This window comes from Collinsella ureilytica (assembly GCF_019795105.1).
GTDB lineage: Bacteria > Actinomycetota > Coriobacteriia > Coriobacteriales > Coriobacteriaceae > Collinsella > Collinsella ureilytica.
The window spans coordinates 543,966-558,754 of the sequence record NZ_JAIMFO010000004.1 but is presented as its reverse complement, the minus strand read 5'-3'; the positions used below and the strand labels follow the sequence as shown (position 1 = coordinate 558,754).

At 53.8% G+C, this 14,789-nt stretch carries 16 protein-coding genes and 1 tRNA gene; all 17 read left to right on the top strand.

Annotated elements, in window-relative coordinates; genetic code table 11:
- Positions 1–311: 311 nt before the first annotated feature.
- The 17 genes from cpaB to K6V98_RS02395 all read left to right on the top strand — a co-directional run bounded on the left by cpaB (position 312) and on the right by K6V98_RS02395 (position 14,357).
- Positions 312–953: a Flp pilus assembly protein CpaB gene (cpaB, locus tag K6V98_RS02475; protein WP_222198958.1), complete on the top strand. Its 642-nt coding sequence runs from the start codon at positions 312–314 to the stop codon at positions 951–953.
- The gene (locus tag K6V98_RS02470; RefSeq protein ID WP_222198957.1) at positions 953–2,437 is read left to right on the top strand and encodes a CpaE/TadZ family protein; all 1,485 of its coding nucleotides are present in this window, start codon (positions 953–955) and stop codon (positions 2,435–2,437) included. The genes cpaB and K6V98_RS02470 overlap by 1 nt, the downstream gene beginning before the upstream one ends.
- A complete protein-coding gene (locus tag K6V98_RS02465) occupies positions 2,434–3,753 on the top strand; it encodes a TadA family conjugal transfer-associated ATPase (RefSeq protein WP_222198956.1) in 1,320 nt (439 codons plus the stop codon). Before K6V98_RS02470 ends, K6V98_RS02465 begins: the two co-directional genes overlap by 4 nt.
- On the top strand, positions 3,726–4,949 hold the full coding sequence (locus K6V98_RS02460) for a type II secretion system F family protein (RefSeq protein WP_306792676.1): 1,224 nt from the start codon (positions 3,726–3,728) through the stop codon (positions 4,947–4,949). Before K6V98_RS02465 ends, K6V98_RS02460 begins: the two co-directional genes overlap by 28 nt.
- Positions 4,949–5,587 carry a type II secretion system F family protein gene (locus K6V98_RS02455; protein WP_306792675.1) on the top strand — a complete coding sequence of 213 codons (639 nt, stop codon included), beginning with the start codon at positions 4,949–4,951 and terminating at the stop codon, positions 5,585–5,587. The genes K6V98_RS02460 and K6V98_RS02455 overlap by 1 nt, the downstream gene beginning before the upstream one ends.
- Positions 5,588–5,630: 43 nt before the next feature.
- The gene (locus K6V98_RS02450) at positions 5,631–5,798 is read left to right on the top strand and encodes a hypothetical protein (RefSeq protein ID WP_306792674.1); all 168 of its coding nucleotides are present in this window, start codon (positions 5,631–5,633) and stop codon (positions 5,796–5,798) included.
- The gene (locus K6V98_RS02445) at positions 5,795–6,271 is read left to right on the top strand and encodes a hypothetical protein (RefSeq protein ID WP_222198955.1); all 477 of its coding nucleotides are present in this window, start codon (positions 5,795–5,797) and stop codon (positions 6,269–6,271) included. The genes K6V98_RS02450 and K6V98_RS02445 overlap by 4 nt, the downstream gene beginning before the upstream one ends.
- Positions 6,272–6,352: 81 nt before the next feature.
- Positions 6,353–6,595 (top strand): hypothetical protein, encoded by a 243-nt coding sequence (locus K6V98_RS02440; protein WP_222198954.1) that lies wholly within the window; start codon positions 6,353–6,355, stop codon positions 6,593–6,595.
- 16 nt (positions 6,596–6,611) lie between these two features.
- Positions 6,612–7,118, top strand: a complete 507-nt coding sequence (locus tag K6V98_RS02435; RefSeq protein ID WP_306792673.1) for a TadE/TadG family type IV pilus assembly protein — start codon at positions 6,612–6,614, stop codon at positions 7,116–7,118.
- On the top strand, positions 7,087–9,189 hold the full coding sequence (locus K6V98_RS02430) for a hypothetical protein (RefSeq protein ID WP_306792672.1): 2,103 nt from the start codon (positions 7,087–7,089) through the stop codon (positions 9,187–9,189). Before K6V98_RS02435 ends, K6V98_RS02430 begins: the two co-directional genes overlap by 32 nt.
- Positions 9,186–9,674 carry a TadE/TadG family type IV pilus assembly protein gene (locus K6V98_RS02425; RefSeq protein WP_222198952.1) on the top strand — a complete coding sequence of 163 codons (489 nt, stop codon included), beginning with the start codon at positions 9,186–9,188 and terminating at the stop codon, positions 9,672–9,674. Before K6V98_RS02430 ends, K6V98_RS02425 begins: the two co-directional genes overlap by 4 nt.
- An 83-nt stretch (positions 9,675–9,757) precedes the next feature.
- Complete coding sequence (locus K6V98_RS02420) at positions 9,758–10,225, top strand: DUF192 domain-containing protein (protein ID WP_306792671.1); 468 nt, start codon at positions 9,758–9,760, stop codon at positions 10,223–10,225.
- A gap of 245 nt (positions 10,226–10,470) precedes the next feature.
- Entirely contained in the window at positions 10,471–11,055 is a 585-nt protein-coding gene (locus K6V98_RS02415; protein ID WP_222198950.1) for a type IV toxin-antitoxin system AbiEi family antitoxin domain-containing protein, read from the top strand.
- A gap of 151 nt (positions 11,056–11,206) precedes the next feature.
- Positions 11,207–11,282, top strand: a tRNA-Phe gene (locus tag K6V98_RS02410).
- A 60-nt stretch (positions 11,283–11,342) separates the two neighbouring features.
- On the top strand, positions 11,343–12,461 hold the full coding sequence (locus K6V98_RS02405) for a glycoside hydrolase family 5 protein (protein ID WP_371734503.1): 1,119 nt from the start codon (positions 11,343–11,345) through the stop codon (positions 12,459–12,461).
- 2 nt (positions 12,462–12,463) lie between these two features.
- Positions 12,464–13,483: a 16S rRNA (cytidine(1402)-2'-O)-methyltransferase gene (gene rsmI, locus K6V98_RS02400; RefSeq protein ID WP_222198949.1), complete on the top strand. Its 1,020-nt coding sequence runs from the start codon at positions 12,464–12,466 to the stop codon at positions 13,481–13,483.
- A 70-nt stretch (positions 13,484–13,553) separates the two neighbouring features.
- Positions 13,554–14,357, top strand: coding sequence for a DeoR/GlpR family DNA-binding transcription regulator (locus tag K6V98_RS02395; RefSeq protein WP_222198948.1), 804 nt, complete (start codon positions 13,554–13,556; stop codon positions 14,355–14,357).
- Positions 14,358–14,789 lie beyond the last annotated feature (432 nt).

Genomic DNA, 14,789 nt, shown 5'->3' with positions numbered 1-14,789 from the left:
CTTTGCTTGCGGCTGAGTTTGTAGCTACAGATATGATCGCTGAGGGAACCCGCTACGACCAGTTTTCTCTACTTGCGGTTTAGCTTGTAGGGACAGGCTGTATGTATTCGCTGATGTGAGCGTGCCTTTTTCGGTCGCACGCTCGCTTGCGGCTTCTCTTAAAAAATCCTATTTCACCAGGTCAAACCCAATTATGTAGAGATCTGTGAGACATCCGTAAGGGTGGCGGGCACTTTCTTTTTTCGCCTGTCCACACCGATCAGTTCCCCTTGAAAATGGTGGTAGAGCAAACAGCCTCGAGGGGAGGTTCGGTGAAACCGAAAATGAGACTATTGATTAGTTTGGCAACAGGCGCAGCAGCGGCTTTGTTTGCCTTTGGCTATGCCACCTCGGTAAAAGCTGAGGCTGCACGCACGCAGCGTGAGACTATGGAGCGCTTTGGCGGAGAGCTCGTGCAGGTACTTGTTGCCACGCGTGATATTGAGCCAGGCGAGGTCATTGATGCTGCAAATGTGGTGTTAGAAGATTGGGTAGCGTCCCTAGTTCCCGCAGATGCTCAAACGTCAATGGCTGAGACACAAGGCAAGACCGCCACATCTCGAATACCGCGCCGGGCGGTCTTATGTCCGCAGTATTTTCTCGCGCGAGAGCGTGGGGCTGAGGTGCCAGCTGGCACGGTTGCCTTAGCAGTTGCAAGTGATGCAGAGCATTCGGTGGGAGGCTCGCTTGCTCGCGGTGATGCGGTTGATGTCTATGTATCACGCGATGGAATTGCTGATCTCATCTGTTCTGCTTGCGTGCTGGATACCAGCGCACGTGCAGAGGGCAATACAAAAATATCCTGGGTGAGCCTTGCGGTTGCGCCCGAGCATGTGCGTGAGGTCTTGCTTGCTGCATCTCAGGCACCGATCTCTCTTACCTTACCGGCAGTTGCTACAGGAAAGGAGGGATGATGGCTGGAATCTGGGCTATAAGCTGCAAGCCATGTGAGCTTGCATGTGTGCGTCAAGAGGTGCACGCACGCGACGCAGAAGCGCAGTTGGTGCGCCTTGCTTCTTCGGACAACGTGCTGAGTTTGATTGAGGCAGACGCTGGAGTTCTCGCGGGCATGCTGTGCTCAACGTCAGATCTTGCCGATGATGAGGCGGTTTCTTTGATTGAGCGTGTGGCAAAGCTTGTAACATGCCCGCTCATCGTGATGTGTGATCGTTTGGATCCGGGTCTGATTGCTCGGCTTTTTTATGCAGGTGCCACGGAGGTTGTTGCGGGCGGTAGCTCTAGCTCTTGTGAGCCGGTCTCATCAAAAGAGGCGTGTGCGAAGGGGGCTTTGCGGCAGGCTACGAGTGCTGGCGCTGTCGCCCACAGCAAGGAGCCAGCAAAGAGCGCATCTGGTATGGACGCTTATGCTGAACCGGCGAGGCAAGTTCATGATAGGACTGCTTTTCATTATGCGAGCAGCATGACGACTGCGCTTGACGAGCCTGATGGGCTCGATGAGCCCGACGAGCTTGGCAGGTCTGACGAGCTTGAAGAGCCTGATGAGATTGACGGGCTTGATGAGGTGGCTTCGCGTAAAGCCATGGGTGGTCGGTCGACATCTTCTGAGCCGGGAGCTCCGGTGATCTGCGCGATTGCTGGGCGAGGGGGAGTTGGCACATCAAGCGTTGTCGGGCTCATGGCAGCAACTGCTGCGCGTATGGGTTTGCGCACAGCCGTTATTGATCTTGATTTGATGCATGGCAATTTGCCTGCCTTGATGGGGATCGATGATCCGGTCGATTTAGCGCGGCTCCTCAAAGATTCAGACTCGGTATCTGAGACGGCAATTGAAGCGACGGCGATGATGGTGAGCCCCGGCCTCACCTTATGGGGCTCGCTTGAGCGCCCGGAGCTTGCAGAGTCTATGGGCACAGCTGTTGAGCAGCTCATCTTCGCCTTGCGTGATCCCGCTGATGTGATTTTTATCGATACATCGGTTGCCTGGGGAGATGCGGTGGCTGCTGCGGTTGCAATGTGCGATCGCTGCCTGGTCGTGGGAGCACCCGGCCCCACCCAGCCAGAGTCTGCGGCGCGCATAGCTCAGCTTGCTGCTCGTTTAGGCGTGGCTCGAACCAAGATGGTGAGCGTTTTAAACCGCTGCACAGCTTCGAGCTTAAACGAGGAGTTTGCCCTTCGCTTTGAAATGGCTCTCTCTTTGCACAGCCGGGTGCGCATCCCCGATGGGGGCAGTGAGGTATCAGGCCTCCTTTCATTTGGACGTCTTGAAGATTTGGCGCGAGGAGAGAGTCGTCTGACGAGCGCTATTCAAACATGTACGAGCTCGCTTTTGAAAGAGCTGGGCTGTGCCGTGCCTGAGGGTTTTGGAAAGCCAAGCGAGCAAGACTCAGGAGGCCTCAGAATTCGGCTTCCCTGGGACAAGGCAGGTGAGCCACGATGAGCTTAGCGAAGCGCGTGCATCAAGCTGGGCTCGAGATTCAAGACCCAGAGTTTGAAAACATGCGCGCCTTAAAAGATGAGGCAAAGCGTGCCCTGCTTGAGCGCGTTGGCCTGAGCGAGGTGGCTCGCATTGCTGAAGCGGAGCCTCAGAGTGCTCGAGAAGAGCTTCGGCCAGCGGTGGAGGCGGTGCTCAATACTGCAGCTCCGAGCACGATGGAGGCGCACCAGCGAGATGAGCTGGCTGATCGAATCTTGGATGATGTGGTGGGGCTCGGCCCTTTGCAGTCCTTACTTGAAGATGATGCGATTACAGAGATTATGGTGAACGGAGCCGGTTCAGCCTTTTTTGAACGTGCTGGTACGCTGCATCCCTTAGGTGCTCTCTTTGAGTCTGAAGAACAGATCAGAATCATTATTGATCGGATTATTTCTCCTATTGGCAGGCGTATCGACGAGCGAAGCCCCTTGGTAAATGCTCGGCTTTCCAATGGCTACCGAGTCAATGCAGTCATTCCTCCTATTGCACTTGATGGCCCGCTCTTAACGATCAGGAAGTTTTCGGATCGTATTGGCACGCTTCAGGAGCTTGTAGCCCTACGAGCTCTGCCTGAGTGGTACGCCCAGCTCCTTTCATTTGCGGTCAGACTGAGACAGGATCTGGCGGTTGCTGGAGGCACTGGCTCGGGAAAAACCACGCTGCTAAATGCCCTTTCATCTGAGATTCCGCTCAAAGAGCGGATTGTGACGATTGAAGACTCAGCTGAACTCAGATTTGACCATCATCCGCATGTGGTGAGGCTTGAGTCTCGTACCGCTTCCATTGAAGGAGAGGGAGCGGTATCTATTCGAGACTTGGTGGCAAATGCCTTGCGTATGCGGCCTGATCGGATTGTTGTTGGTGAGGTGCGCGGTGCCGAGTGCATTGACATGTTGCAGGCTATGAATACCGGGCACGATGGCTCGCTCACAACGCTTCATGCAGGAAGTGCTGAAGAGACGATTGTGCGGCTCACGTTGCTTGCCCGTTATGGAATTGATCTTCCGAGTGACCTTATTGAAGAGCAAATCGCTATGGCAATTGACGGGATTGTGATGTCGCTTCGGCGTGCAGATGGACGCCGTTTTGTAGCTGGATTTTCGGGAGTGAGCCGAGCAGCTGGCGGGGGCGTGCGCCTGACCGAGTACGTTTCTTTTCATCAAGCGGATGCAAGTTGGGCTCTCATACAAGAGCCGGTCTTTATTGAAGATGCTTGTCGTGCGGGTGCCCTGAGTTGGGAGGAGGTAGAAGCATGGAGACGTTCATGCCCATCGGCGTAGGCTTGTTTGCTGGCCTGTCAGTTTTTGTAGCGCTTGTAGACTTACAGCTCACCGGCTATGGCAAGTATGGCCGCTCTGGCTTTGGTGGTCTGCGTGGGGCGGGTAAAGCTGCCGGTACAAACGCTCGCTTTGCACGATCAGCTCCCTCTGGCCTCGAGGATCGATTCGGGGGAATGCGCCATTGGTTTGCAGCGCTTGCAACGCACCTGGGTGGTTTTGCCATGCAACTGGGATGCAAATCAGATGGAGACGGATTGCTTGCTCGAGTACTTCGCGAATTGAGCGAGTTGCCGCTGGTCAGTCGGATACTTGGGAGCTCACCTGCTCGTGCGCAGGAAAAACGCCGTATGGTCGCCCCCACACATCAGGAGTTTGATATTTCGGCAAGCCGGCGTATAAGACAGGGAGCCAGTAGCGCAGCTGATCAGATTTCAGGCTCGTCCTTTGTGTCATACATCGACCAGACGGCAGGTAGCACAGCCGGAGTGGTGAATCATCTACGTCTGAGCCAAGCCCATCTCGGGCTGTTCATAGTGGGATCGCTTGCGTCGGGCATGGTGGGGGTACTCATTGCGGGAGCGCCTGTTGTCTTTCTGCCCATGGCGGCTCTTCCTGGGGTGTTGCTCATAGCTAAAGGGCGCATGCGCGCCCGCCAGCGAAATCAGGAGCTTGAGGCTGCTATGCCTGAGGCCTTTGGTGCCCTGTCTGCTGCCTTGGGTTCGGGCTGTTCGCTCTCGCAGGCCATGCGTTTTGTAGGTGGGCATGCGTCTGAGCCAATTCGTCCGGAGTTTACCCGCGTGAGCCTTGCCATTGATTGTGGGATCCCGGCCACTCAAGCTCTCGATGCCTTGCTCATACGCTTGCCTGTTGCTGGATTGAACTTGGTGACCCTCGCATTAAAGGTATCTGAACGCACCGGTGCGCCCATGCAAGATCTTTTAGGGCGTGCAACTCAGCTCGTGGGCGCTCGCATTGAGTTACGGCGGCTCTTGGATGTTAAAACCGCTCAGGCACGAATGTCTGCTCGGATGGTAGGGCTGATGCCGGTGGCCATGGCCGGAGCGCTCTCGCTGCTTTCTCAAGACTTTCGTCGTGGAATAGCTTGCCCGGTGGGTGCGTTATCCATGGTGTTTGCTCTGTCACTCAATCTGGTGGCCTGGCTCATTATCAAAAAAATTATGCAGGTGAGGCTCTGATGAACGAAGCGATGGTTATGAGCCTGGCAGCACTTATGGTGGTGGCTTGCACAGGTTTTACTTGGAGGCTTACGGGAGGAGACGGAGTAGAGCTGATGGGAGCGGTACGCCATCTTGGGCAGCAGCTTCACCGCTTCGCTCTTCCGATCTTTGAGCGCTTGCACACCTTAGCTGGAGGTCATGCTCGCGCATCTGCACCAGGCCTTGCAGATGTAACAGAAATGATTGACGTTTTGCAGCTTGGCTTGCGAGCTGGCCTTTCTTTTGATGCTGCACTTGAGGTGTTTTGCGCAGAACGTAAGAGTGTCCTTGCGCGCTTGATGGCTGAGGCAAAACTCAGCTGGCAGATGGGGCTGACTACCCGTGAGGAAGCTTTGCATCAGGTGGCGGTTCAAGCCGGAGTTAAAGCGCTTGAACCCTTTGCTGCAGCAATTGGTCGTTCGCTGCATTTGGGTGCCCCGCTTGCAGAAACGCTCGCGGCGCAGGGCAAGGAGTGCCGTGCAGCTCATCGCTCAGAAGTGGAGCGCCAGATTGAACGGGCTCCTGTGAAGCTCCTGATCCCTACCGGCACCCTCATCTTGCCGGCACTTTTGTTGTCCATATTAGGTCCGCTATTTGCAGCGGGCGGAATGAAATGAGGTATCTATGTTTGAGGGCATGAGCACGGCATTAGCAAGAGGTATGAAACGGCTGGCTCTTTTGGCACAAGAAGAGCGAGCCCAAGGCACGACTGAGTACGCCATCCTTGTTGGCGTGTTGGTGGTGATTGCCATCATTGCGATCATTGCATTTAGAGGGAAGATCACAGAGCTTTGGGATGCCATTTCATCTGGGATCAATAGCTTATGAGCGGGCGTGTTCGTGTGTGGTTGCCGCCTGCTGCGGCACTCACCTGTGCGTGCGCCATTTTGGTTTGGCTACATCCAGGGACTGGAGACGATATTCCATCTACGCTTGAGCAAGATGTTGAGCGTGTACAAGAGGCTCTTGATGCACCTGCGCGTTCCAGTTCTCAAGCGAGCTTTTTGGACGATTTAGCACAGATAGAGTCAAGGCATGCGAGCGAGGCAGTTCCGCTTGGATGGGAGGAGGCTAAAAGCCTGCCTGAAACAGCGGAAATGCTGCTCACGAGCTACCGCGATGCCGGGGGTTACACCTTAAAGACCAGTGGCTATTTGGATATTCATGGCAATATCTGGGGCGCTTTGATTCGCGCCGCTACTGGTTCAGTCGACCTAGTGATGGTGCATGCGGATGAGGCTGATGAGCTTTCGAGCGTGCGTGTGCTGCGGATTGCGTTCCAAGGAGTTGGTGTGCAATGAAAAGCGGAGGGGAGTATGCAGAATGGCGCGCTCATACCGTTGGTCACTCCGAGCGCCGTGAGTACTTCAGAGGAGGGGAGTATGCAGAATGATGTGTTCACACCGTGCTCAAAGGTGTTGCGGTGCCTTAAGGCCTTTGCTGCTGAAGAGGCGGCTCAAGGAACGCTTGAGTATGCTCTGGCAACGATGGCGATACTCTCGATTGTGCTGGGGATTGCAGCGATCTGGCGTGCAGCTGAAGCAGGCGTGCTCGCTCGCTTGGTTGAACGTGCGACTTCTCATGTGCTTGGCGGCTCAGGGCTTTTTGATATTGCCCTGTACTAAGCGATGGACCCTGCGTTTGACACAGGTTGGGATACGTTCAAGAGATGTCTTTCGCGAAGATACTGCGCAGGCAAGTGTTGAGGCGGCGCTGTTGCTGCCTGCTTTTCTCATTCTGATCTTGCTCGCGCTTCAGCCGGTTTGTTTGATGCTTACCCAATCGGTTATGGAAGCAGCAGCTGCTCAAACCGCCCGCCTCATGATTACGGCTGAGCATGAAGGCGATGAGGCGTATCGAGCCTTTGCGCTGCGTCGCCTTGCTGCTGTGCCCGATCTCGCCATCTTTCATGCAGGCGGCCCACTCGCTTGGGACATTGAGCTTTCACGTGGTGGAGAAGCAGGTGAGGTTTCTGTTGGGATTACGGGTGCGGTACGACCCTTGCCAGTTCTCGGTGCATTTGTAGCCGCCTTTGGCACGCGCAATGCTCGAGGAGACGTAGAGCTGAGTTCAGAGATTGCCTATCGCGGACGACCATCGTGGTTGGAGGGAAGCTATGGATCCTGGGTATCTGTTTGGGGTGCGTGAACGGCCGTTTTGCACGAAGGATGCCAAGCGGCGGAAGCGTCTGCGGCCGCGATGGGGCATTGACCTGTTCTTGGAGGAAGGGGCATATACGAGTCTTACCGCTGCGGTATCCATGCTCATGGTGTTTGCCCTTACTTTTTCGGTTGCAAGCGCGGCGTGGGTGCTTGCACGTTCAGGAGATGTTCAAGTTGCGGCAGATGCCACAGCGCTCTCTGGTGCCAATGTTGTCTCCTCATATCACACGGCTGCTACGGTGGTAGATGCGAGCATTTTGACCTTGGGTTTAACCGGCATGTGTACCCTTGGTGTGGGTATGGCAGGCTTGTTTATTCCGGGAGCCGCAGCTGCGGCAGAGCAGGCGGTAGAAGCAGGGCTCAGAATGATTGAGCTGAGAAATGACTTCGCCGCTTCAGCATCTAACGGGCTTTCTACGCTCGAAAAAGCCCTGCCGTATCTCGTGGCAGCTGCAGCTACACGAACCTGTGCTGCTCAATCAAGCGAACGAATCTCATATGCCGGGACAGCTCTTGCAATACCACGAGCGTCTGCTTCTGAGTTTCCTGCCCTCGATGAGGTGGGAGTGCCGACCGATTCTTTGAGGGATGCCTCTCATGATCTGGGAGAAGTTGCCCGCGCGCGAGCAGAGGCCTCAAAGGAGGCTGAGCAGGATAAACGTCGCGCCTGGGAGGCAGATTGCGGGCGATCTGGCATGTGCATGTGGGAGCGAGCGGGGCATCTCTCTGGCATTTCCGAGGATCAAAATCCACGATATGCGTCCAGTCTTACTTGGAATCCAACAGTGGGTCTGAATCGAGCTCGCGCGTATTATCGCTGGCGAAAAGACCATGATCCCGTTTTGGGCAAGAGCGTGAAAGCGCAGGCAGATGCTGCGGCTCGTCGTGCGTTTTACGCCTTTGCATCCCAGGAAATGGAGGCTTCTGAGTACCAGGAAACCGATGAAGAGGTAATTGTACGCATACCGCTCTTGCCCAGAAATATCCGCGAGCTCAAGGAGTCAACGCTCTACTCAGAGGCGATGTGGCCAAGTACATACGAGGATGGAAAGCTCACCTTGCATTATGGATCTGATTGTCCGGGTGCTCCTGGCGCCCCTGGTGCTTTGCTACCCATTTCTGCAACTGATACGAGCGAGGCGGCGATCTGCTCTATCTGCTCAATGAGTACGGTTGATTTGGGACGTGTGCCTGCAGCTTCAACGAGCATAGAAAATGGTTTTGAGTATCACTTGCGCGAATTTACCGAGGCGCTGAAAGATTACGAGACATCTCGAAATAAGGAGCTTGCATTAGAACGGCAGGCAAAAAAGGAGGCAGAAGGTGCTGCAGATGCGTTTGAAGATGCACTCTCACGCTTAGCGGGTAAGCGCCCTCGCATTGCCCCTCCTGGTCGAAAAGGTTGTGTGGCCTTGGTGGGGTCGGGTGCACTTGAGGAGCCCTCTGTGTTTTCCGACGTTTTCGCTCCTACTCCTGCCATAGGCTCGCGCGGGGCGATTGCGGCTGCGGTCTTGGCTCCAGATCCAGCTACGCGTGAAAATAATATGCTGGGCTTATTCTTTTCAAATATCGAGCGCCAAGCAGGAGCTTCTCCAGTTGTTGGAATCGTAGGTAGCGTTTTAGATCTATGGGGAGATTTGCTGATTTCCTATGGGGATATTGCTCAAGGTGCCGATGCCTTGCTTGGACGCATGATGGGTGGCCTGGATATGCTTGGAGCCGGTCCGCTTGCGCGTTGGCTGGGTGATCGTGTGCGCTCGATTATGCGAGGTATTGGGCTTGAGCCGGTTGATCTTAGCTATCGAAAACCTGTGCTTTGCGATACGTCTCTTGTGCTTGCTCATGCTGATATGCCGGGACTTTCCAATACGCAAGATCTCATTCGGTCGATTCCTTTGAGCACTACGGATCCCTCAGCAATACTTGCTGCCTTAGGATACGAGGCAGAAAAGCACCTAGCAGGTGAAGAGATTGTACTGGCTGAGCTTCCTTTACCTGGTGGTGGCTCCATTCCACTTGCCGTCCGCGTTGGAGATGTGGTGGGTGGGCAAGCATGAGCGTGAATCAGATATGGCGAGAGAACCGAGGCCAGGCAACGGTGGAGATGGCTCTTGTCGCGCCTGTCTTGATCGTGTGTGCACTCATCGTGTGGAATCTCATGATCTTTGTATCGGCGGTGGCTCGTTTTGATCGGACGGCACCCGATTTGGTACTAGCTCACGGCGCTTCACCCGTAGGTGGCGAAGGCGCGGCACCGGCAGCTTCTGCCGATGTGATTCGCTCAGAGCTTGTACGTGCAATGGATGATGAGCGTGTTGAGATTGAGGTGTCAGTGGACACAGGAGCTGGCCAGGGAGCACATCAGGCGAGCGAGAGCATACTTGCCCTTGTGGGGACACTGCGAACGTATCGTTGCACGCTGCGGTATATCCCCTGGCCACAAGAACTGTCTATTGCCGGTGTCGATCTGGGAGCTCCGGCTGTGCTTTCGCATACACGAGAGATTGTTATTGATCCGTGGAGGCCAGGAGTGGTGATATGAGCAATAAGAGAGATAGAGCATGCTTTGGTTTTGAGCCCGCTGCGCAGGTGAAAAGTCTTTCTGCGCGGCGTCGAAGGGGTTGTTTGCATGAGTGTAAGCAGCGACCTCAAAGCCAGGCTGTGCCCTCGAGCTGTCTCGTTTCTCCTGCGCTGGTGAGAGGTAGAAAGCGAGCTCATAGCCAACATGAATTGTCGGCTATTGAGAGGGGAGTTGTTGAGCAAGCGCTTGTCTGTGTTGGCTGGGAGGGCTCGCATCTCATCGTGGCGGACACATTTTTTAAGCGGCTGTTTGGCATGATTTTTCTGCTAAAATCTGACCGAGCTGTATCTGGAGTAGCTTCGATAGCTTCTTCAGTATCTAACGCGCTGTTTGTTTTAGCATTTCCCAATTGTTCCGCAGTTCATACCTGCTTTATGCGCTCTGCGCTCGATATCGCCTTCTTTGATATTCAAGGCAAGCTCCTCAGATTGGAGGCAGCAGCTCAGCCGTGGCGCTTTATGACATGTGCGGGATCTGCTTTTGTGCTCGAGCGATTTTCCATCGCTGACTAGTGCCCAAGCTGTTAGCGCTTATGTCTCGCGTCGCTATGAGCAGTACGGAGCTTCAGAGAGATAGTGCGGGAAAGAACGCAGGCGCTCCGACTGGATACGTGCATCTTGATTGAGCCTTCAATTTGGAAAGTGAGGAGGAGGGTGACGTTCGTCAGAAAGGAAAGCAAGTTTGCCTCAGAATTGTACATACACGCTGAATGATTGATAATGTTAAGCGTGATAGTACGCACAGGAAAGGAGCTGCGATGGGCGCTCTAATGGACATTGCCTCAGCTAGCAATGGCTATGTTACTTCGATGCAGGCGACCGATGCCGGTATTCCCAGGCGGAAGCTGAGAGAAGCCGTAAGCATCGGTGATCTCGTTCAGCTAGATCGCGGACTTTACGCGCTTCCGGACGTGTGGGAAGACCCTCTTTTTATCCTGCAACATAGATTTTCTCGAGGAGTTTTTTCAGACGATACAGCACTCTTTCTTCTTGGTATGACCGACCGCGCACCCTTCGCTCCTACGATGACTTTTCCTCGGAGCTATAACGCAAGCTCTGCTAGGGAAGCAGGAGTTATTTCCCGTACCTGCGTCGATGATGTTCTCGACTTGGGCCTTTGTAATGTAGAGACTGAGTACGGAAACACAGTAAGGGCATATGACGTTGAAAGGACGCTTTGCGACCTCGTCCGGGGTCAAGGCACGCCTGATCTTCAGATCGTCTCTCCTGCGATGAAAGCTTATGTGCAGAGCAGAAATTGTGATCCTATGAAGCTGGTTTCCTGCGCTCGCGCTCTTGGTGTTGAGGTAAAAATCCGAAACTATCTGGAGGTGCTGCTTTGAGAACTAAGAATGCGATGCAGCTTAAGGCTCTCATACTGGCAAAAAGAAAGCGTCTGAACGTATGCGCAAGAAGAACGTTCAATTTTTTCTGCTTGACCCTATCTCCTCCTTTGGTATAGTGTTCTGGCTGCCGTCTGACGGCGGACATGATGGCTAGGTAGCTCAGTTGGTAGAGCAGCGGACTGAAAATCCGCGTGTCAGGGGTTCGACTCCCTTCCTAGCCACCAGTTGATCTGAAGGCGCTCGGCAGGCATGCCGGGCGCTTTTTTCATGAGAAAGGTAGAGGCGTGGCTTTCCGAGTGAATATTGCAGGCCTCACGAGACCTCGTTTAGGCTCCGTTACCACTGATCGTATTCGTGGTGTAAATCTTGCTGGCTGGTTTATTCCTGAGCCTTGGGTGAGTCCCTCGCTGTTTGAGGCGACAGGTGCTTCAAATGAGATTGAGCTGCAGCGAGCAGTGGGCTGCAGCCTCTATTCTGATCGCCTACGCAAACACTACGAATCCTTTATTACTGAAGACGATTTTCGTCGCATGGCTACGATCGGTCTCAACTCGGTGCGCTTGCCGGTGCCTTGGTATGCCTTTGGCGCACAGGGGGAGTGCGGTAGCCATATTCCGGTAATTGACTATATCGATCGTGCCATAGAGTGGGCTGAGAAATACAATCTTACAGTCTTGCTTGATCTGGCAACCGTACCGGGCGGACAGGGAGATTCCAGCGATCCTCCGGCTTCTCCCTCGTTCATTGCTGAATGGCATTCGAGCACCAGTGGACGCCAGGTTGCCCTCGATACGCTTGAGCGCTTGGCGGCACGCTATGGCACGCGCGAGGGTCTTTTTGGTATTGAACTTTTGGACTCTCCAGCCATGAGTGTTCGCCGTGATCTTTTTACGGTGACCGATGGCATTCCTATTCACTACCTGCGAAATTTTTACCGCGATGCCTATCAGCTGGTGCGTATGCATATGCCTGAAGAGAAGGCTGTTGTATTTTCGTGCTCTGGTTATCCGGGTCGGTGGCGCGGCTTTATGCGTGGCGCTCGGTATGTAAATGTCATTATGGATTTACATCTGTACCACTATCGAGATGAGACTGCCTGCGATATTACGTCGCCAGGAGGAATCTCTGGGGCTGTCACTCGCAATCGTCAGCTGATCAGTCGAGCTCACGGAGCTGGCTTTCCGGTCATTGTGGGTGAATGGTCTGGGTCTGCGGTGCTTTCGAGTAGTTCAGTTACTCCAGAGGGGCGCGCTGCCTACGAACGTGTTTTTGTAGCCAATCAGCTTGCGAGTTTTGAGACGACAAAGGGCTGGTATTTCCAAACCTGGAAGACCGAAAAGCGTATTCCTGCTTGGGACGCTCGCCTTGCCTTAGGTACGCTTGAGCGTGCCATGATTGAGTAGCTATGGTAAAACCTGGTCAAACTCAGGCAGGTATCCTAGACGATCAGCCCCGGAGTGAGTCGTTGCTCAAGGCTCAGCACATATCTGCTGGTGCTCATGCACGTCTGGATGCGCGGGAGGGATCTTCTCGAGGCTGCTTAAGCGTTGTGGGTACTCCCATTGGAAACTTGAGCGATCTATCCCCTCGAGCAACAGCGAGCTTTCAGGCGGCAGAGCTCATTTGCTGTGAAGATACGCGAGTGACGGGCAAGTTACTTGCGCTGCTCAAAATCTCTCGGCCGCTTATGCGCTGCGATGAGCACACGATTGCTGAAAAGACCCCAGCTCTCATCCAGCGCATGCTCGCCGGCGCGCACATTGCCTTTGCCTCTGATGCAGGTATGCCTGCGATCTCTGATCCTGGTCAGTATCTAGTAAATGCTGCGCTTGAGGCTGATGTGAAGGTAGAGGTTATACCTGGTCCGTCTGCTTGTGTAACTGCGTTGGTGGCAAGTGGTATTGCAACAGACGGCTTTTTCTTTGGGGGCTTTTTACCTCGCCGTCCTGGCGCGCGCCTCCGGCGGTTGGCTGAGCTTGCCGCCATTCCCGGCGCGCTGATTTTTTACGAATCTCCGCATCGGCTTATCGCCTCACTTGAGGCTCTGGCAGAAGGCTTGCCTAATCGCACGTGCGCAGTTTGTCGTGAGCTTACGAAGGTGTATGAGGAGGTTATTCGGGGTTCTGCCGAAGAGCTTGTCGAGCTCTTTTCAGCTCGTGGTGAGGTGAAGGGCGAGATTGCCCTTGTTGTGTCTCCTCCTACGACAGAAGAGCTGGCGCAACGTCTGAGCGTGTCTTCCGGCATGGTGACTTCCGCTCACGCAGATGCACAGGAGTTGTTGGCGCAAGAAATTGAAGAGGCGCTTGATGCAGGCGAGTCTGCATCAGCTACAGCAAAGCGTCTCGCTCAGCGTTATTCTATAAAAAAACGCGAGGTATACGATCAGATTATTGCCGCTCAAACAGCTAGGAAAGCGCCGCTCTAAGCCACGGCCTTCTTGTGAACACCTGTTTTTCAGATAGATATGTTGGCATTCGGGAAACAATAACGTACACGTGGATGATGATCGTGATGTGCCGTATAAGGGAGAGCAGATGCTGGCCGAAGGGCGTCATAACGCAATTGTTGATGAGGTAAGCGCCGTCGGCTCGGTGAAAGTTAAAGAGCTGGCTTTGCGTTTTGGCGTAACGGAAGACTGTATTCGCAAAGACCTAACACTGCTCGAAAAGCGTGGACAGCTAAAGAAAATCTATGGCGGTGCGGTTCGACTGCGCACGCATGCGACGGATTATCGCATTTCAGATCGGCTGGGTAAGCATATTGAAGACAAACGAGCGATTGCAACAAAAGCACTCGAGCTCATCAATGACGGAGATATGGTCTTTTTAGACATGTCTACTTCAAATATTGTGCTTGCTCAAATGCTTGCTGACTCAGGGCGAAAGATCACCTTGGTTACTAATTGCATCCAGGTCATCGGTGCCGTATCAAGTGCTCGCAATATCAAATTGATTATGCTTGGCGGCGAGACGAACGATCGGCGCGATGGCTTTATTGGTGCGCTTACGATTGAGCAAATGGAGCGGTATCGCTTTGACATTGCCTTCATTGGTGCTGTGGGAGTGGATTTAGAAAACGACCGTGTATCAACCTATATTCCGCAGGATGGAAGCACGAAGCATTGCGCGATTGCTTCGAGCAAGCGCTCGTATCTCATGCTTGAAACAAGAAAGTTTCAAGAGGATGGAACCTATTTCTTCGCTCGTATGAGTGACTTTACAGGAGCCATTATGGAGCGTTCGCCGGAAAAATCCCAGATAAAGCTATTAGAAGAGTTGAACGTAGACTGGATTGCCTGATCACCTAGGCGCTGCGGACGGTACGCTGAATCTTTCGCCCGTTTAATCACGCGGGGTGCGAGCTAGGATCAGCCGAGTCGCTTAGTTGCACGATCTTCTGATAGCGCAGATAGACGGCGTTCGTAAGCAGGGTCGCTTGATCTCCTCATTGTGCAGGGAAGCGATGAGTTGGGCCATGTGACACTCAAACTGGCAGTGAGTCAGATCTGAATACGCTTAACGCGCTTATGTCTTACCAGTGCGATGTTGACGTTGCATAGACCGCCGAGCCGCTCGCTGTCTTGGTAGTAACGTTTAAAGCAGTTCAAGCAGACGCACGTCCCGACGCAGATCATCAGAAACCTAACAAAACAATAAAAAGAAGATAAAACAATTGACACCACGTCCACCATGCCTATACTTACCTATATAACTAAGAAGAAATAATAAAAG

Coding starts and splice junctions, on each gene's coding strand:
- K6V98_RS02470 (WP_222198957.1), top strand. CDS start 953: ATGGCTGGAATCTGGGCTATAAGCTGCAAGCCATGTGAGCTTGCATGT.
- K6V98_RS02465 (WP_222198956.1), top strand. CDS start 2,434: ATGAGCTTAGCGAAGCGCGTGCATCAAGCTGGGCTCGAGATTCAAGAC.
- K6V98_RS02460 (WP_306792676.1), top strand. CDS start 3,726: ATGGAGACGTTCATGCCCATCGGCGTAGGCTTGTTTGCTGGCCTGTCA.
- K6V98_RS02455 (WP_306792675.1), top strand. CDS start 4,949: ATGAACGAAGCGATGGTTATGAGCCTGGCAGCACTTATGGTGGTGGCT.
- K6V98_RS02450 (WP_306792674.1), top strand. CDS start 5,631: ATGAAACGGCTGGCTCTTTTGGCACAAGAAGAGCGAGCCCAAGGCACG.
- K6V98_RS02445 (WP_222198955.1), top strand. CDS start 5,795: ATGAGCGGGCGTGTTCGTGTGTGGTTGCCGCCTGCTGCGGCACTCACC.
- K6V98_RS02440 (WP_222198954.1), top strand. CDS start 6,353: ATGCAGAATGATGTGTTCACACCGTGCTCAAAGGTGTTGCGGTGCCTT.
- K6V98_RS02430 (WP_306792672.1), top strand. CDS start 7,087: ATGGATCCTGGGTATCTGTTTGGGGTGCGTGAACGGCCGTTTTGCACG.
- K6V98_RS02425 (WP_222198952.1), top strand. CDS start 9,186: ATGAGCGTGAATCAGATATGGCGAGAGAACCGAGGCCAGGCAACGGTG.
- K6V98_RS02415 (WP_222198950.1), top strand. CDS start 10,471: ATGGGCGCTCTAATGGACATTGCCTCAGCTAGCAATGGCTATGTTACT.
- rsmI (WP_222198949.1), top strand. CDS start 12,464: ATGGTAAAACCTGGTCAAACTCAGGCAGGTATCCTAGACGATCAGCCC.